We start from the raw sequence: 15,625 nt of genomic DNA on the forward strand, positions 1-15,625 counted from the left end.
AATTCAGGAATTAGCGCACATGAACTACAGCAACCCCACCCAGCTGCAAGCCGCCATCCTCGACTGGGCCGGCACCGTGGTCGACTTCGGCTCTTTCGCCCCCACCCAGATCTTTGTCGAGGCCTTTGCCGAGTTCGACGTGCAAGTGTCCATCGAGGAAGCCCGTGGCCCGATGGGCATGGGCAAATGGGACCACATCCGCACCCTGTGCAACGTGCCGGAAATTGCCGAACGCTACCGCAAGGTGTTCGGCCGCACGCCGACCGACGACGACGTCACCGCCATCTACAACCGCTTCATGCCGCTGCAGATAGAAAAGATCGCCGTGCACTCGGCGCTGATCCCCGGTGCGCTGGACACCCTTACCGGGCTTCGCCAGGATGGCCTGAAGATCGGCTCGTGCTCGGGCTATCCGAAGGTAGTGATGGACAAGGTGGTGGAACTGGCGGCGCAGAACGGCTACGTGGCCGACCACGTGGTGGCCACCGACGAAACCCCTAACGGCCGACCATGGCCAGCCCAGGCCCTGGCCAACGTGATTGCACTGGGTATTGACGATGTGGCGGCCTGCGTGAAGGTCGACGACACCGTGCCAGGCATTCTCGAAGGCCGCCGTGCCGGCATGTGGACCGTGGCACTGGTGTGCTCGGGCAACGCCCTGGGGCTGACCTGGGATGGCTTCCGGGCGCTGAGCGCCGAGAAGCTGGAAAGCGAGCGCACGCGCATCCACGCACTGTTTGCCAGCTCGCGTCCGCACTACCTGATCGACACCATCAACGAACTGCCTGAAGTGATCGCCGACATCAACCGGCGCCTGGCCAAAGGCGAGATGCCACAAGCCTTCTGAAGCCGTGCGCAAGGCCTGCAGGAGCGGCCTCGTGTCGTGATCGGGCTGCGCAGCAGCCCCAGCAATCCAGCCCTTTTTGCTGAATCCGAGGGGCCGCTCTGCGGCCCGATCGTGACACAAGGCCGCTCCTGCAAAGGACCGCGCCAGCCGGCCAAATCAAGCAGGCAATCTGGGTCGCTTTTCAGCCTGGATCTGTACATTGAGTTGCCGCTGCAAGTTCCCAAAAATGGGCCATCCCTGTCCTGAGATGCCCAGCCCCCAATGAGCACACACCCCCGCACCAGCCGCCTTACCGTCCCGCAACTGGTAGCCATGAAAGGCCGGCAGAAGATCGTTTCGCTCACCGCCTACTCAAGCTCCATTGCCCGGGTGATCGACCCGCTGGTCGACTTCATCCTGGTCGGCGATTCCACGGCCATGGTCGGCTACGGCCGCCCGTCCACCCTGGGCATGCGCCTGGACGAGACCATCGCCCACACCCGCGCTGTGGTCGACAGCACCCGCCTGGCCTGCGTGGTCGCCGACATGCCGTTTGGCAGCTACCAGGAATCCCGCGAACAAGCCTTTCGCAACTGCGCCCAGGTATTGGCCCGCACCGGCTGCGATGCGCTCAAGCTGGAGGCCAACCAGGCGTTGGCGAGCACCGTCGAATTCCTGGTCGCACGGGGTATCCCGATCATGGCGCACATCGGCTTGATGCCGCAGTTCGTCAATGCCATGGGCGGCTACAAGGCTCAGGGGCTGACCCCTGGCAGCGCTGCAGCCCTGCGCGCCGATGCGCAGGCGAACCTGCATGCGGGTGCTTTCAGCCTGCTGCTCGAAGGCGTGGCGGAGCCCGTGGCCCACGCCATCACCCAGGCCAGCGATAAACCGACCATTGGCATTGGCGCCTCACCCGCCTGCGATGGCCAGGTGCTGGTCACCGAAGACCTGCTGGGGCTGGGGGGCGACCACGTGCCACGCTTCGTCAAGCAGTATGCCGACGTCGGCCAGGTGATCCGCGAGGCCTGCACCCGCTATGCAGACGAAGTGCGCGACGGGGCGTTCCCTGCCTTGCACCACTGCTACGGGGTTTGAGCTTCGGCCTGAATCGCCTCGACAAGGCATTGCAGCGCGAAGGCAATATTCTTGCTCCAGTCCACTGTGCAGCACAGCCGCAGGTGGCTGCGCCATAGGCCACACTGGCTGAACAGCTCCCCGGGGGCGATGACGATGCGCTGCGCCAGCAACCGCTCGAAGACCCGGCGCATATCCACCGGCCGGGTCGCCTGCAACCACAGGCTGGCCCCGCCTTGGGGCTCAGTGATGCGCAGGCATCCCTGGCCGTAGACGTCCAGTAGCGCCTTCAGCTGCTGCAGGCGTTGGCGCAGCATGGGCCGCAAGCGCTTGACATGCAGCTCGACCCGACGCGAGGTGAACAGCCTGGCGATGGCCTTTTGGCGAATCGGTGACAAGCGAAAAGCACGTTCGAGAAACAGCTGCTGCAACCGCTCGTTATGCTGCCGGCAAAGCAGGTAGCCAAAGGGCGCCTCTGCGCCGATCAGCTTGTCCAAGGTCGAAAACACCAGCAGCCGGTCAGGGTCGGCGAAGTCCCGGTAGCGCGGCGCTGACGCGTGGAAACACAACTCGCCGTAGCCATCGTTTTCAAACAGCCACACTGCGTGCTCGGTTAGCCAGCGGCAGATCTGCTGCTTGTCCGCCGCCGGCATCAGGCCACCTTGCGGCACGTTGGCCGCTGACGACAGCACTGCCAGGCGCACAGGCTGATCGCACAGCAGCCGGTGAAACTGCTGCAGGTCGAAACGCCCGTCATCACCCAATGGCACTTCGATGATGGTCATGCGTGCAGCCTGCAACTGCCTCAGCACCGCCCAGTTGCAGGGCGACTCCACCAGCGCCACCTGGCCCTCCAGGTCGAGGGCGCGTAACGACAATTCGAGGATGCTGCGCAGGTCCGCGCCGATGAACACCTGATCGGCGCTCCAGTAATGCTGCGCCGAGCGGGTGTAGCGGTCGGCCAGCACGCTGCGCAACTCAGGCTCACCGAACGGCTGGAACAACGGTGCCAACGAGTGCGGGTATTGGCGCGCCAGTTCGCGCTCGATCATCATTAGCGGCTGTTGCAGCGACAGCATCATGGCCGGCGCATCACTGCCCAGGGCCAGCATACCCGGCTGACGGGCACTGGCGAACACAGTGTCGAGCAGGCTCGGTGAGTGATGGCCACGCATGGCGGGCGCGCGGGTTCGGATGAAGTAGCCCTGCTTGGGTCGCGCATACACCCGCCCTTCGTCTTCCAGCAGCGCATAGGCGTACTTGGTACTGGATACCGAAACGCTCAGGCGCCGGGCCAACTCGCGCAGCGACGGCAAGCGCTGCTCCACATCGCAGGGCGCTGCCTCGATCCTGTCGAGCAAGTAGCGGTAGACCGCCTGGTAGGTGTAGCTGGGCTTGTCGATCTGGCTGTTGTCCATGGCGGCGACTGTGACGGCATTGAACCCAACCCTGGCGCATTGGTAAACCCCTACTGTGGCAATTGCACCTGCGGCTTGGTCGCGGCAAATATCGCCCAGCTGGACACGAACAGCGCCGCGATCAATGGCCCGATCACGAAGCCGTTGAGCCCGAATACTGCCAGCCCACCCAGCGTCGACACCAGAATCAGGTAGTCCGGCATGCGCGTATCCTTGCCTACCAGAATCGGCCGCAGCACGTTATCCACCAGGCCAATCACCAGCACCCCGAACGCGGTCAGGATAATGCCCGGCAGTATTGCCCCGGTCAGCAGGAAATACGCGGCCACCGGCGCCCAGACGATCCCCGCACCCACCGCCGGCAGCAGCGACAGGAACGCCATCAGCACCGCCCACACCAGTGCGCTGGGGATATCCAGCACCCAGAAAATGAACCCGCCCAGCGCCCCTTGGGTAATGGCCACCAATACGTTGCCTTTCACCGTCGCCCGCACCACACGGTTGAACTTCAGCTGCAAACGGCGTTTCTGGTGCTCGGGCAGCGGCACGGCCTGCCTCACCCGGCGAGCCACTTCCGGGCCGTCGCGCAAAAAGAAGAACAGCAGGTACATCATGATGCCAAAGCTGACCACGAACTCGAACGTGCCTTGACCAAAGCTGAATGCCTGGCTGGCCAATACCTGGCTACCTTGGGTTGCCCACTTGGTGATCTTGTCACGCAACCCGTCGAGGTTGCCCATGCCCATGTTGTCCAGGCCATGCTGGGCGAATGCCGGGAGCAGGTCCTTGCCGTGCTCGACGTAACCGGCGATGTCCAGTTGCCCGCTTTCGATGCGCTGGTACAGCGTGGCGCCCTCCTGGACCAACAGCGCGCTGGTGATGATCACCGGCAGGATCGCCACCAGCAGGCACACCAGCGTGGTCGTGGCCGCGGCCAGGTTGCGTCGCCGCCCGAAGCGGATCAGCAGGTGGCGCTGCAGCGGGGCGAACAGGATGCCGAGGATCACCGCCCAGAAGATTGCGCCATAGTACGGCAACAGGATCCAGAAGAAGGCAATGGTCACCAGCGCCAGGAGTACTGCCAGGGCTTTGTTCTGTAGCGCGGTTTCGTTCATTGCAGTTCCTCTCATGGCTTGTGAGAGATTAGTGCATGGCACTCGGGCAAAAGTGCCGCGCTCACTTGACGCAAATCAATACGCGCCTTGTCCATCGCCCCTAGCATCCCGGCCTTTTTGCCCCGGTGCGCACATGAACCCTACCGCCAAGCCCGAACTGCTGGCCCCCGCCGGCACCCTCAAGACCATGCGCTACGCCTTTGCCTACGGCGCCGACGCAGTCTACGCCGGCCAGCCGCGCTACAGCTTGCGGGTGCGCAACAACGAATTCGACCACGCCAACCTGGCGCTGGGTATCCAGGAGGCGCATGCCCTGGGCAAGCGCTTCTACGTAGTGGTCAACATCGCCCCGCACAACGCCAAGCTCAAGACATTTCTGAAGGACCTGGCACCGGTCATCGACATGGCGCCGGACGCGCTGATCATGTCCGACCCCGGCTTGATCATGCTGGTGCGCCAGCACTTCCCGCAGATGCCGGTGCACTTGTCGGTGCAGGCCAACACCGTCAACTGGGCGAGTGTGCAGTTCTGGCAGCAAATGGGCCTCAGCCGGGTGATCCTGTCACGCGAGCTGTCCCTGGAAGAGATCGAGGAAATCCGCCAGCAGGTGCCGGGCATGGAGCTGGAGGTGTTCGTCCACGGCGCGCTGTGCATGGCCTATTCCGGCCGTTGCCTGCTGTCGGGCTACCTCAACAAGCGTGATGCCAACCAGGGCACCTGCACCAACGCCTGCCGCTGGAAGTACGACGCCACGCCGGCCACCGAGAACGCCACCGGCGACATCGTGCGCGAAGTGCAGCCCACCCTTGGCCTGGGCGCCCCTACCGAGCAGGTTTTCCTGCTGCAGGAAAGCAACCGCCCCGGCACCGAAATGCCGGCGTTCGAAGATGAACACGGCACCTACATCATGAACGCCAAGGACCTGCGCGCCATCCAGCACGTCGAGCGCCTGGCCGGCATGGGCGTGCATTCGCTGAAGATCGAAGGCCGCACCAAGTCGCACTTCTACTGTGCCCGTGCCGTACAGTCGTACCGCCAGGCGATCGACGACGCCGTGGCCGGGCGGCCGTTTGACCGCGCCTTGATGGGCAACCTCGAATCCCTCGCGCAACGCGGCTACACCGAAGGCTTCCTGCGCCGCCACGTGCACGATGAATACCAGAACTACCAACGCGGCAACTCGGTCTCGGAGCGCCAGCAGTTCGTCGGTGAACTGACCGGCGTGCGTGTCGAAGGCTTGGCCGAGGTCAAGGTGAAGAACCGCTTTGCCGTAGGTGACCACCTGGAGCTGATGACCCCGCGTGGCAATTACCACTTCGACCTGCACCGCCTGTGCAACCGCCAACAGCAGGCCATCGGCGTGGCACCAGGCGACGGCCATGTGGTGTACCTGCCCATTCCGGAGCAGGTCGCACTTGACTACGCCCTGCTGATGCGCGACCTGCGCGCCGACGAGGTGGCAAGCTGACAATGCTGTAATGTGCGCCTCAGCTGCCTGACAGGCGCCTGCAGCGAACATCGTGGCTCCCCCGCATGAGGCCACGCCATGTTGCGCACCCCCACCCGCCGCACCTTCGTCAAAGGCCTGGGCGCCGCCACTACACTGGCGGGCCTGGGGCTGTGGCGCCCGCTGGCCCAGGCCGCCGAAGGCCAGGACCTGGCCGGCCAGCACTTCGAGCTGTTCATCGGCCAAACCCCGGTCAACATCACCGGCCGCCCGCGCACCGCACTGACCATCAACAACAGCCTGCCCGGCCCGCTGCTGCGGTGGCGCGAAGGCGACACCGTGACCCTGCGCGTGCGTAACCGGCTGGCACAGGACACCTCGATCCACTGGCACGGCATCATCCTGCCCGCCAACATGGACGGCGTACCTGGCCTGAGCTTCGCCGGCATTGAACCCGGCGGGGACTACCTGTACCGGTTCACCTTGCGCCAAAGTGGAACTTACTGGTACCACAGCCATTCGGGGCTGCAGGAACAGGCCGGGGTATACGGGGCCATCGTGATCGAGCCGCGCGAGCCCGAACCGCACCACTACCAGCGCGACCACGTGCTGCTGTTCAGCGACTGGTCGGACCAGGCGCCGGAACAGCTGATGGCCACCCTGAAGAAACAGTCCGACGCGTACAACTATCACAAGCGCACGGTCGGCGATTTCATCGATGACGTGGCCGACAAGGGCTGGAGCCCCACCGTCGCCGAGCGCACGGCATGGGCGCGCATGCGCATGAGCCCTACCGACCTCGCCGATATCAGCGCCACCACCTACACCTACCTGCTCAACGGCCAGCCGCCGGACGGCAACTTTACTTGCCTGTGCCAACCGGGCGAAACCGTGCGCCTGCGGCTGATAAACGCCTCGGCCATGACCTATTTCGATTTCCGTATCCCCGGGCTGAAGCTGACGGTGATCGCCGCCGACGGCTTGCCGGTGAAGCCGGTGAGCGTGGATGAGCTGCGCATTGCCGTGGCCGAAACCTATGACGTGCTGGTGACCGTGGGCGAGCAACCTGCCTACACCCTGTTCGCCCAGAGCATGGACCGTACCGGCTTCGCCCGCGGCACCCTGGCCCGCGCTACCGGGCTGCAGGCCCCCGTGCCTACCCCCGACCCGCGCCCGGTGCTGAGCATGGACGACATGGGCCACGGCGGCATGGGCGCCATGGCGGGCATGGATCACAGCAACATGGCCGGCATGGACCACACGGCCATGTCAGCGATGCAACAACACCCGGCCAGTGAAACCGGCAACCCGTTGGTGGACATGCAGACCATGGCCCCGCGCGCCAACCTGGCCGACCCTGGCATAGGCCTGCGCAACAATGGCCGCCGCGTGCTGACCTACGCCGACCTGCGCAGCCCCTACCCCGACCCGGACGGCCGCACGCCATCGCGCGACATCGAGCTGCACCTGACCGGCCACATGGAGCGCTTCGCCTGGTCGTTCGACGGCGTCAAGTTCAGCGATGCCGAGCCGTTGCGTTTGGCCTACGGCGAGCGGGTGCGCATCACCCTCGTCAACGACACCATGATGACCCACCCCATCCACCTGCATGGCATGTGGAGCGACCTGGAAGACGAGCACGGCCAGTTTCTGGTGCGCAAACACACCGTCGACATCCCGCCCGGCAGCCGACGTTCCTACCGGGTGACTGCCGACGCCCTTGGCCGCTGGGCCTACCACTGCCACCTGCTCTACCACATGGAGACCGGCATGTTCCGCGAGGTACGCGTCGATGAATGACACCCGCAACCGCAGCGTCGTGGCCGGCGTGGCCCTGCTGACCCTGTTCGCCAGCGAACGTGCGCTGGCCGCTGGTATGGCGCACATGAACCATGGCCAGATGAACCATGAAAGCATGGGCCATGGCCCGGCTACGCCCAGCCCGCCGCGCACGCCCCTGCCTGCAATCACCGACGCCGACCGCCGCGCCGCCTTCCCGCCACTGCCTGGGCACCAGGTACACGACCGGGCGCTGAACTGGGCGGTGATCGTCGACAAGCTTGAATACCAGAACTTCGAGAGCAGCAGTGCCCTGAACTGGAACGCCACGGCCTGGGTCGGCGGCGATATCGACCGCCTGTGGCTGCGCACGGAAGGCGAACGCGAGCAAGGCAAGACACACAAGGCCGAAGTGCAGGCGCTGTGGGGCCATGCCGTGAGCCCGTGGTGGGAGCTGGTGGCCGGCGTGCGCCAGGACTTCAAGCCCGCCAGCGGCCAGACCTGGGCCGGCTTCGGCATTCAAGGCACGCCGCTGTATGGCCTGGAGCTGCAAGCCACCGCCTACGCCGGCGAGCGGCAACAGACCGCGCTGCGCCTGGAGGCCGCTTACGCTATGCTGCTGACCAACCGCTGGATACTGGAACCGAACCTGGAAGCCAACCTCTACGGCCGCAACGACGCCAGGCGCGAGCAAGGCGCCGGGCTGGCCGACAGCGAGGTGGGCCTGCGGCTGCGCTACGAGATCACGCGCGGTTTCGCGCCCTACATCGGGGTCAGTTTCAATCGCCTGTACGGCACGCGTGCCGACCAGGCCCGCGAAGACGGCGAAGACCTGGGCCAGACCCGCCTGGTTGCCGGTATCCGCCTGCGTTTCTAAAGGAGTGCCTCACCATGCTGCGCAAACACCTGCTGCCCCTGGGCCTGCTGGCCATCACCGGTCTGGCCCAGGCCGCCGAGACCATCGACGTCTACCGCGACCCCAACTGCGGCTGCTGCAAGGCCTGGATCAGCCACCTGCGTGACAATGGTTTCACCGTCAACGACCACGTCGAGCCGAACATGAGCGCGGTCAAGCAGCGCCTGGGCGTGGCGCCGCGCCTGGCGTCGTGCCACACCGGGGTGATCGACGGCAAGTTCGTCGAAGGCCATGTGCCGGCCGAGCAGGTGCGCCTGCTGGCAAAGCGTAGCGACCTCAAGGGCCTGGCCGTACCGGGCATGCCCATGGGCTCGCCCGGCATGGAAATGGGTGACCACAAGGATGCCTACCAGGTCATCGGCGTAACCCAGGATGGCCAGGACACCGTTGTAGCCAACTACTGATGCTCAGCTTGTGGGCGCTATTTCTCAGCGCCTTCGGCGCCGCCACCCTGCTGCCGCTGCAATCGGAAGCCGTGCTGGTCGGCCTGTTGCTCCGCCAGCCCGAGGCCTGGGCAACCCTGCTGCTGGTGGCCACCCTGGGCAATGTGCTGGGTTCGGTCGTCAATTGGCTGCTGGGCCGCGCCGTCGAGCACCTGCGCGACAAACGCTGGTTCCCGTTCAGCGCTGCCCAACTGCAGCGCGCGCAGCGGCGTTACCAGCGCTGGGGGCAGTGGTCGTTGCTGCTCAGCTGGATGCCGGTGATCGGCGACCCGCTGACCTTGATCGCCGGGATCATGCGGGAACCCTTCTGGCGCTTCCTGCTGCTGGTGACCCTGGCCAAGGCTGGCCGTTATGCGGTGCTGGCGATGATTACCCTGGGCTGGTTTCACGCCTGGTAACACCTTTCACGTTCCCGGCGCGCGCCTGGCTGCTAAAGTCGCCCTCTCCTATATGGCCCTACACGGAGTGCCCCATGCTGCGCGCAACCGCCCTGGCCCTGGCCTGCCTTGTCGGCAGCCCGGCCATCGCCGCCGAAACGCCTACCTACGGCCCCCAGCTCGAGGGCTTCAGCTACCCCCACCCGCTCAAGCACTTTGACTTCAAGTCCCAGGGCCAGTCCCTGCAGATGGGCTACATGGACGTCGCCGCACAAGGCCAGGCCAACGGCCACAGCGTGGTGCTGATGCACGGCAAGAACTTCTGCGCCGCCACCTGGGAAACCACCATCGACGCGCTGAGCAAGGCCGGTTACCGGGTCATCGCCCCCGATCAGGTCGGCTTCTGCACTTCCAGCAAGCCCGCGCATTACCAGTACAGCTTCCAGCAGTTGGCCGACAACACCCATGCCTTGCTCGAACAGCTGGGTATCAGGCAAACCATCGTGCTCGGGCATTCCACGGGCGGCATGCTCGCCACCCGCTATGCGCTGATGTACCCGCAGCAGGTGGAACGCCTGGCCATGGTCAACCCGATTGGCCTGGAAGACTGGAAAGCCCTGGGCGTGCCCTACCGTACGGTGGACCAGTGGTATGCGCGCGAGCTCAAGCTGGATGCCGAGGGCGTGCGCGAGTATGAGCGCAAGACTTACTACGCCGGGCGCTGGAAGCCGGAGTACGAGCGCTGGGTACAGATGCTGGCGGGCCTGAACAAGGGGCCGGGGCATGAAGCGGTGGCGTGGAACTCGGCGCTGATCTACGACATGATCTTCACTCAGCCGGTGTACCACGAGTTCAAGGACTTGCAGATGCCGACCTTGCTGCTGATCGGCGACAAGGACACCACGGCCATTGGCAGCGATATCGCACCGCCGGAAGTGAAGGCGAAGCTGGGCAAGTATGCCGTGCTGGGGCCACAGGTGGCCAAGCTGATCCCCAAAGGTGAACTGATCACTTTCGAAGGCATGGGGCATGCGCCGCAGATCGAAGAACCCGTGCGGTTCAACCGTACCCTGGTCGAGTGGCTGGCCAAGTGAAACGGGGGCCGCTTTGCGGCCCCCGGCACTCTTCAGCCAAACCGCTGTAGTTGCATCTCCCGCAACCGGCTCAAGGTCCGCTGGTACGGGAATGCCAGATACCCTTGCGTATACAGCTCTTGCAGCGGCACCTCGGCCTCGAGGTACAGTGCCACACGGCGGTCGTAGCACTCATCGACCAGGGCGATGAAGCGGCGTACCGCATCGTCCTTGGGCGACAGCGCCGGCAGCTCACGGTCGCCTGCCACCACCCGCGCCGCACCATCTTCAGTGCCACGCGCAATGCGACCGGCCTGCTGCTTACCGCCCAGCGCCGGAATACCCGACACCAGGATGGCCGGAAAACGGTCGCAAAGTGCCATGAATTCCATGGCCGCCAGCGGTTGTTCGCACAGGTCGGTGAAGCGGCACCAGATAGCCTGCTCGCTGCGCCGCACGACCCGCACCTGCCTGGAGCCGATAACCAAGGGCTGATCAGTACCCGTGTGATCCGGGCTGAGCTGGCAGAACACCTCGCCCAGCGGGCTGGCCTGCCCTGTCGCTGCCACCCAGTAGCGCTGCCGCTCTGCACCGGGGTGCAGGCGGTGGTCCTGCTCGCCCGCCACCGGCAGTACCTGCATGTGCCGCTCAATGGCGGCGATGGCCGGCAGGAACCGCTCGCGGTTGAAACCGTCGCGGTAGAGATGATCGGGTGGCTGGTTGGAGGTGGCGACGATCACCACGCCCTGGTCGAACAGTACCTGGAACAAGCGGCCGAGGATGATCGCGTCGCCAATGTCGTTGACGAACAGTTCGTCGAAGCACAACACGCGGATCTGCCCTGCCAACTCCCGGGCCAACGCCAGCAGCGGGTCAGCGGTGCCATTGAGCTGGAACAGGCGCTGGTGGACCCAGGCCATGAAGTGATGAAAATGCTGGCGCCGGCTGGACACGCACAAGCAGCGGTGGAACTGGTCCATTAGCCAAGTCTTGCCCCGGCCGACCGGGCCCCAGAGGTAGATGCCCTGGGTGGGGCAGCCCTGCTCGACAGCCACGAAGCAGGCCTGCAAGGCCTCGACGGCGCGGGCCTGGGCAGGGTCGTCAGCGTAGCCCTGAGTGCTCAGGGCTTGCTGGTAAAGGGATTGGGGAGTGATGGCCATGGCCGCATTCTACACAGGTCCCTGTAGGAGCGGCCTTGTGCCGCGATGGGCCGCGCAGCGGCCCCAGGACTTCGGCATTGCAGCATAGATTGTTGGGGCCGCTCTGCGGCCCATCGCGGCACAAGGCCGCTCCTACAGGGACCGCGTCAGTCGGCCAGGCCTACCTTCAGCAATGCGCCGTCCTTGTCATCGGTCAGCACATAGATGTAGCCATCCGGCCCAACCCGCACATCGCGGATACGCGCCTTCAAGTCACCGAGCAAACGCTCCTCATGCACCACCTTGTCGCCCTTCAGCTGCAAACGGATCAGCTCCTGTGTCGCCAGTGCACCAATGAACAGGTTGTGGTCCCAGGCCTTGAATGTCGGGCTGTCGTAGAACGCCATGCCGCTGATACCCGGTGACTTCTCCCACACATGGTGTGGGTCGACCATGCCGTCCACATGCTTGCCCTTGGCCTCGGGAATCGGCAGCAGCGAGTAGTTGATGCCATGGGTCGCAATCGGCCAGCCATAGTTCTTGCCGGGCTCGGGGATGTTGATTTCGTCGCCACCGCGCGGGCCGTGCTCGTGGGTCCACAGCTTGCCGGTCCAGGGGTTGAGCGCGGCACCTTGTTGGTTGCGGTGGCCGAACGACCAGATCTCCGGCCGCACGTTGTCCTTGCCGACGAAGGGGTTGTCCTTGGGCACTTCGCCATCCGGCAAAATGCGCACGATCTTGCCTTGCAACTTGTCCAGGTCCTGGGCGGTGGGGCGCTGGTTGTTCTCGCCCAACGCGATGAACAGATAGCCGTCGCGGTCGAACACCAGGCGCGAGCCGAAGTGGTTGCCCACCGACAGCTTGGGCTGCTGGCGGAAGATCACGCTGAAGTTATCCAGCCGCGCGCGGTCTTCGGACAGCTGGCCACGACCGACGGCGGTACCGGCCTTGCCGTCACTGCCCTCCTCGGCGTAGGACAGGTACACGGTACGGTCCTTGTCGAACTCCGGCGACAGCACGACATCCAGCAGGCCGCCCTGGCCCTCGGCCCACACCTTGGGCACGCCGCTGATCGGCGGGCCGACCTTGCCTTCAGCGTTGACCACCCGCAGGTTGCCAGCGCGCTCGGTTACCAGCATGTCCTTGCCGCCCGGCAGAAATGCCAGCGCCCAAGGGTTGCGCAGGCCGTCGGCCAGGGTGCTGACGGTTAACGTGCCTTCTTCGCTGCGAAACTGTTGCTCTGCCGCCGCCTGTGCCAGCAGGGGCATGAGTGCAGCGGCAGTCAGGGTAGCTAGCCAGGTTGCTCTGGGCATGCAGGATTCCTTCCGTATGGGCTCACGGCGCACGCGTGCTGTCGCGGGGCGGCCGGCTCGGTTCCAGGTTTGGGGTTTGTTGCTGCCGACGCAGGTTGTCGCCGTTGCCAATGCCGCGGTTGTCCAGGCTGGGCGTGCGCTGGTACGGGTCGGTGGACGGGCCGCGCACGGGGGGTGTGGCCGGCATACTGCCCTGGCGGCTGTTGGGGTTGGCGCGCTGGATCGGGCTGTTGTAGGGGTTGTTGTTGCCGGCCGCAAGCTGCAAAGGCTGCTGCGGGGCCGCGTGCGCGGGCAGGCACAAAGCCAGGCCGAGGGCCAGGATAGGCAATGTCGGGGTCATGCTTCACCTCCTGTACGAAAATGCCGCGCCTGGTGGGTTTGATAGCCTAAGGCGCGAGGGGTTCGAGACAAAAGTGTGAATTTGGGCGGAGATGATTCCTGATGTTTCAGTATGTGCTCGCGGGGCTGCTTTGCTGTCCATTGCGACGCAAGGCCCTGTAGGAGCAGCCTTGTGCTGCGAATGGGGCCGCAAAGCGGCCCCGGATCACTGACCCTTGTCTACCTTGTGCCGCGCCGCATACAGGCACAACATCTCCATCGCCAAAGTCGCCCCCGCCAGCGCAGTGATATCGGCGTGGTCATAAGCCGGCGCCACCTCCACCAGGTCCATGCCCACCAGGTTGATACCGCGCAGCCCGCCCAGAATCTCCAGCGCCTGCACCGTGCTCAACCCACCACACACCGGCGTACCTGTGCCAGGCGCATAGGCCGGGTCGAGGCAGTCGATGTCGAAGGTCAGGTACACCGGCCGGTCACCTACACGCTGGCGAATTGCCGCAATCACCGCCTCGGTGCCCTGACGGTGCACCTGGCGGGCGTCGAGGATGGCAAAGCCCTGGCTGTCGTCATTGGTGGTGCGCAGGCCGATCTGCACCGAACAGGCAGGGTCAACCAGGCCCTCACGGGCGGCATGCCAGAACATGGTGCCATGGTCGATACGCTTGCCCTCCTCGTCCGGCCAGGTGTCGCTGTGGGCATCGAAGTGGATCAGCGCCAGCGGGCCATGGCGGCGGGCGTGGGCCTTGAGCAGCGGGTAGCTGATGAAGTGGTCGCCACCGAGGGTAAGCATGGCGCAGCCCGCTTCCAGAATATGGGTGGCATGGGCCTCGATGCTGTCCGGCACCGACTGCGGTGTGCCACTGTCGAAGGCGCAGTCGCCATAGTCGATCACGGCCAGGTGGTCGAACGGGTCGAACGCCCACGGCCAGTGCCGGGCCCAGGCCTGCTGCACCGAGGCGGCGCGGATCGCCCGCGGACCGAAACGCGCACCTGGGCGGTTGCTGGTGGCAGTGTCGAACGGCACTCCGCTGACCACCACATCCACACCACGCAAATCGCGGCTGTAGCGTCGGCGGGAGAAACTGGTAATGCCGGCGTAGGTACTTTCTGCGGCAGTGCCATACAGGCTGTCGCGGGTCATCGCCTGGTCGTTGCTTGCTGCTTGCTCCACGGTCGGGCTCCTTGGTTGTTATCAGTCACTGACGGCTGCGGAAGGCCGTCCATAGGCGGTTGCGCTGACGCAGGTCGGCCAGGGCCATGCTGCGGTCGGCGAACAGGCGCTGGCGCACTTCGGCAGGCGGGTAGATGTCCGGGTCATTGCGCACCGCCTCGTCCACCAACGGCGTGGCAGCCTGGTTGGCGTTGGCAAAGAACAGTGTGTTGGTCAGCGCAGCCACCGACTCGGGCTTGAGCATGAATGCGATAAACGCCCGCGCGGCCTCGGGGTGCGGCGCGTCCTTGGGGATGACCAGGTTGTCCTGCCACACCAGCGTGCCTTCACGCGGGATGCGGTAGATCAGCTCGAACGGCTTGCCGGCGCGGCGGGCCTGGTCGGCCGCCATCGCGGCATCGCCGTTGTAGGTCAGCGCCAGGCACACGCTACCGTTGGCCAGGTCGCTGATCTGCCGGCCATTGGCGACGTAGCTGATCGAGGGTTGCAGCTGGCTCAGCAACTGCTGCGCGGCGGCCAGGTCATCCTTGTCCTGGCTGTAAGGGTCCTTGCCGAGGTAGTTCAGGGCCACGCCAATCACTTCCTGCGGCGAATCGGGCATGGCGATGCCACAGTCCTTCAACCGGCTGGCGTATTCGGGCTTGAACAGCAGGTCGAGGCTGTCCAGCGGCACGTCGCCCAGGCGCTGGCGCACCGCCTCCACATTCACCCCAAGGCCCAGCGTACCCCAGGTGTACGGCACGGCATGGCGGTTGCCGGGGTCGGCCTCGGCGAGCTTGGCCAGCAGGTCCTTGTCGAGGTTGCTGTAGCCGGGCATGGCCTGGGGGTCGAGCGCTTGCAGGGCATTGGCCTTCAGCGCCCGGGCCAGCACGGTCGAGGATGGCACCACCACATCGTAACCACTGCCACCGGTGAGTAACTTGGTCTCCAGCACTTCGGTGGTGTCGAAGGTGTCATACCGCACCTTGTAGCCGGTTTCCTGTTCGAAACGCTGAAGGGTTTGCGGGGCGACGTAGTCGGCCCAGCTGTAGAGGTTGACGACCTTTTCTTCGGCCTGCAGCGGCAGGGCCAGAACCAGGGACAACAGGCACAACGATCGACGCATGACGGACACCTCGGCAAATGGGTGGATGCCGCGAGCATGCCAGCCGGGTTACATTGTAGGAATGGCAAGTTTGCAAAGCTGACATTC

The 15,625-nt window shown here is 65.0% G+C and carries 15 protein-coding genes; 8 read left to right on the forward strand and 7 right to left on the reverse strand.

All coding sequences use genetic code 11. The annotated features are described in order from the left end of the window. Positions 1-19: 19 nt before the first annotated feature. Together phnX and panB are read left to right on the forward strand one after the other, a co-directional pair. Positions 20-847 carry a phosphonoacetaldehyde hydrolase gene (gene phnX / locus PP4_RS18155; protein WP_016500641.1) on the forward strand — a complete coding sequence of 276 codons (828 nt, stop codon included), beginning with the start codon at positions 20-22 and terminating at the stop codon, positions 845-847. Positions 848-1,108: 261 nt separating this feature from the next. Next, positions 1,109-1,924, forward strand: coding sequence for a 3-methyl-2-oxobutanoate hydroxymethyltransferase (gene panB / locus PP4_RS18160; protein WP_016500642.1), 816 nt, complete (start codon positions 1,109-1,111; stop codon positions 1,922-1,924). On the opposite strand, the gene PP4_RS18165 is transcribed toward panB, so the two are convergent. Together PP4_RS18165 and PP4_RS18170 are read right to left on the reverse strand one after the other, a co-directional pair. Then, the gene (locus PP4_RS18165; RefSeq protein ID WP_016500643.1) at positions 1,912-3,321 is read right to left on the reverse strand and encodes an aminotransferase-like domain-containing protein; all 1,410 of its coding nucleotides are present in this window, start codon (positions 3,319-3,321) and stop codon (positions 1,912-1,914) included. The genes panB and PP4_RS18165 overlap by 13 nt on opposite strands. Positions 3,322-3,371: 50 nt before the next feature. Beyond that, positions 3,372-4,436, reverse strand: coding sequence for an AI-2E family transporter (locus PP4_RS18170; protein ID WP_016500644.1), 1,065 nt, complete (start codon positions 4,434-4,436; stop codon positions 3,372-3,374). 133 nt (positions 4,437-4,569) lie between these two features. Between PP4_RS18170 and trhP the strand changes: the two genes are divergently transcribed. The 6 genes from trhP to PP4_RS18200 all read left to right on the forward strand — a co-directional run bounded on the left by trhP (position 4,570) and on the right by PP4_RS18200 (position 10,492). Then, positions 4,570-5,904 carry a prephenate-dependent tRNA uridine(34) hydroxylase TrhP gene (trhP, locus tag PP4_RS18175; RefSeq protein WP_016500645.1) on the forward strand — a complete coding sequence of 445 codons (1,335 nt, stop codon included), beginning with the start codon at positions 4,570-4,572 and terminating at the stop codon, positions 5,902-5,904. Between the two features lie 81 nt (positions 5,905-5,985). After that, complete coding sequence (locus PP4_RS18180; protein ID WP_370529841.1) at positions 5,986-7,683, forward strand: copper resistance system multicopper oxidase; 1,698 nt, start codon at positions 5,986-5,988, stop codon at positions 7,681-7,683. After that, positions 7,676-8,539 (forward strand): copper resistance protein B, encoded by an 864-nt coding sequence (locus PP4_RS18185; RefSeq protein ID WP_016500647.1) that lies wholly within the window; start codon positions 7,676-7,678, stop codon positions 8,537-8,539. The genes PP4_RS18180 and PP4_RS18185 overlap by 8 nt, the downstream gene beginning before the upstream one ends. 14 nt (positions 8,540-8,553) lie before the next feature. Beyond that, entirely contained in the window at positions 8,554-8,982 is a 429-nt protein-coding gene (locus PP4_RS18190; RefSeq protein WP_016500648.1) for a DUF411 domain-containing protein, read from the forward strand. Then, complete coding sequence (locus tag PP4_RS18195) at positions 8,982-9,419, forward strand: YqaA family protein (RefSeq protein WP_016500649.1); 438 nt, start codon at positions 8,982-8,984, stop codon at positions 9,417-9,419. Before PP4_RS18190 ends, PP4_RS18195 begins: the two co-directional genes overlap by 1 nt. Positions 9,420-9,493: 74 nt before the next feature. After that, positions 9,494-10,492 carry an alpha/beta fold hydrolase gene (locus PP4_RS18200; RefSeq protein ID WP_016500650.1) on the forward strand — a complete coding sequence of 333 codons (999 nt, stop codon included), beginning with the start codon at positions 9,494-9,496 and terminating at the stop codon, positions 10,490-10,492. 32 nt (positions 10,493-10,524) lie between these two features. Here the strand turns inward: PP4_RS18200 and zapE are convergent, their stop codons facing one another. The 5 genes from zapE to PP4_RS18225 all read right to left on the reverse strand — a co-directional run bounded on the left by zapE (position 10,525) and on the right by PP4_RS18225 (position 15,538). Next, positions 10,525-11,631 (reverse strand): cell division protein ZapE, encoded by a 1,107-nt coding sequence (gene zapE, locus PP4_RS18205; protein WP_016500651.1) that lies wholly within the window; start codon positions 11,629-11,631, stop codon positions 10,525-10,527. A gap of 146 nt (positions 11,632-11,777) precedes the next feature. Next, positions 11,778-12,923, reverse strand: a complete 1,146-nt coding sequence (locus PP4_RS18210) for a PQQ-dependent sugar dehydrogenase (protein ID WP_016500652.1) — start codon at positions 12,921-12,923, stop codon at positions 11,778-11,780. 22 nt (positions 12,924-12,945) lie between these two features. Further along, positions 12,946-13,263 carry a hypothetical protein gene (locus PP4_RS18215; RefSeq protein WP_016500653.1) on the reverse strand — a complete coding sequence of 106 codons (318 nt, stop codon included), beginning with the start codon at positions 13,261-13,263 and terminating at the stop codon, positions 12,946-12,948. Positions 13,264-13,467: 204 nt separating this feature from the next. Then, positions 13,468-14,433: an agmatinase gene (speB, locus tag PP4_RS18220; protein WP_016500654.1), complete on the reverse strand. Its 966-nt coding sequence runs from the start codon at positions 14,431-14,433 to the stop codon at positions 13,468-13,470. Between the two features lie 25 nt (positions 14,434-14,458). Further along, positions 14,459-15,538 (reverse strand): polyamine ABC transporter substrate-binding protein, encoded by a 1,080-nt coding sequence (locus PP4_RS18225; RefSeq protein WP_016500655.1) that lies wholly within the window; start codon positions 15,536-15,538, stop codon positions 14,459-14,461. Positions 15,539-15,625 lie beyond the last annotated feature (87 nt).

Origin of the sequence: Pseudomonas putida NBRC 14164 (assembly GCF_000412675.1) — a bacterium.
In the GTDB taxonomy this organism is placed as follows: Bacteria; Pseudomonadota; Gammaproteobacteria; order Pseudomonadales; family Pseudomonadaceae; genus Aquipseudomonas; species Aquipseudomonas putida.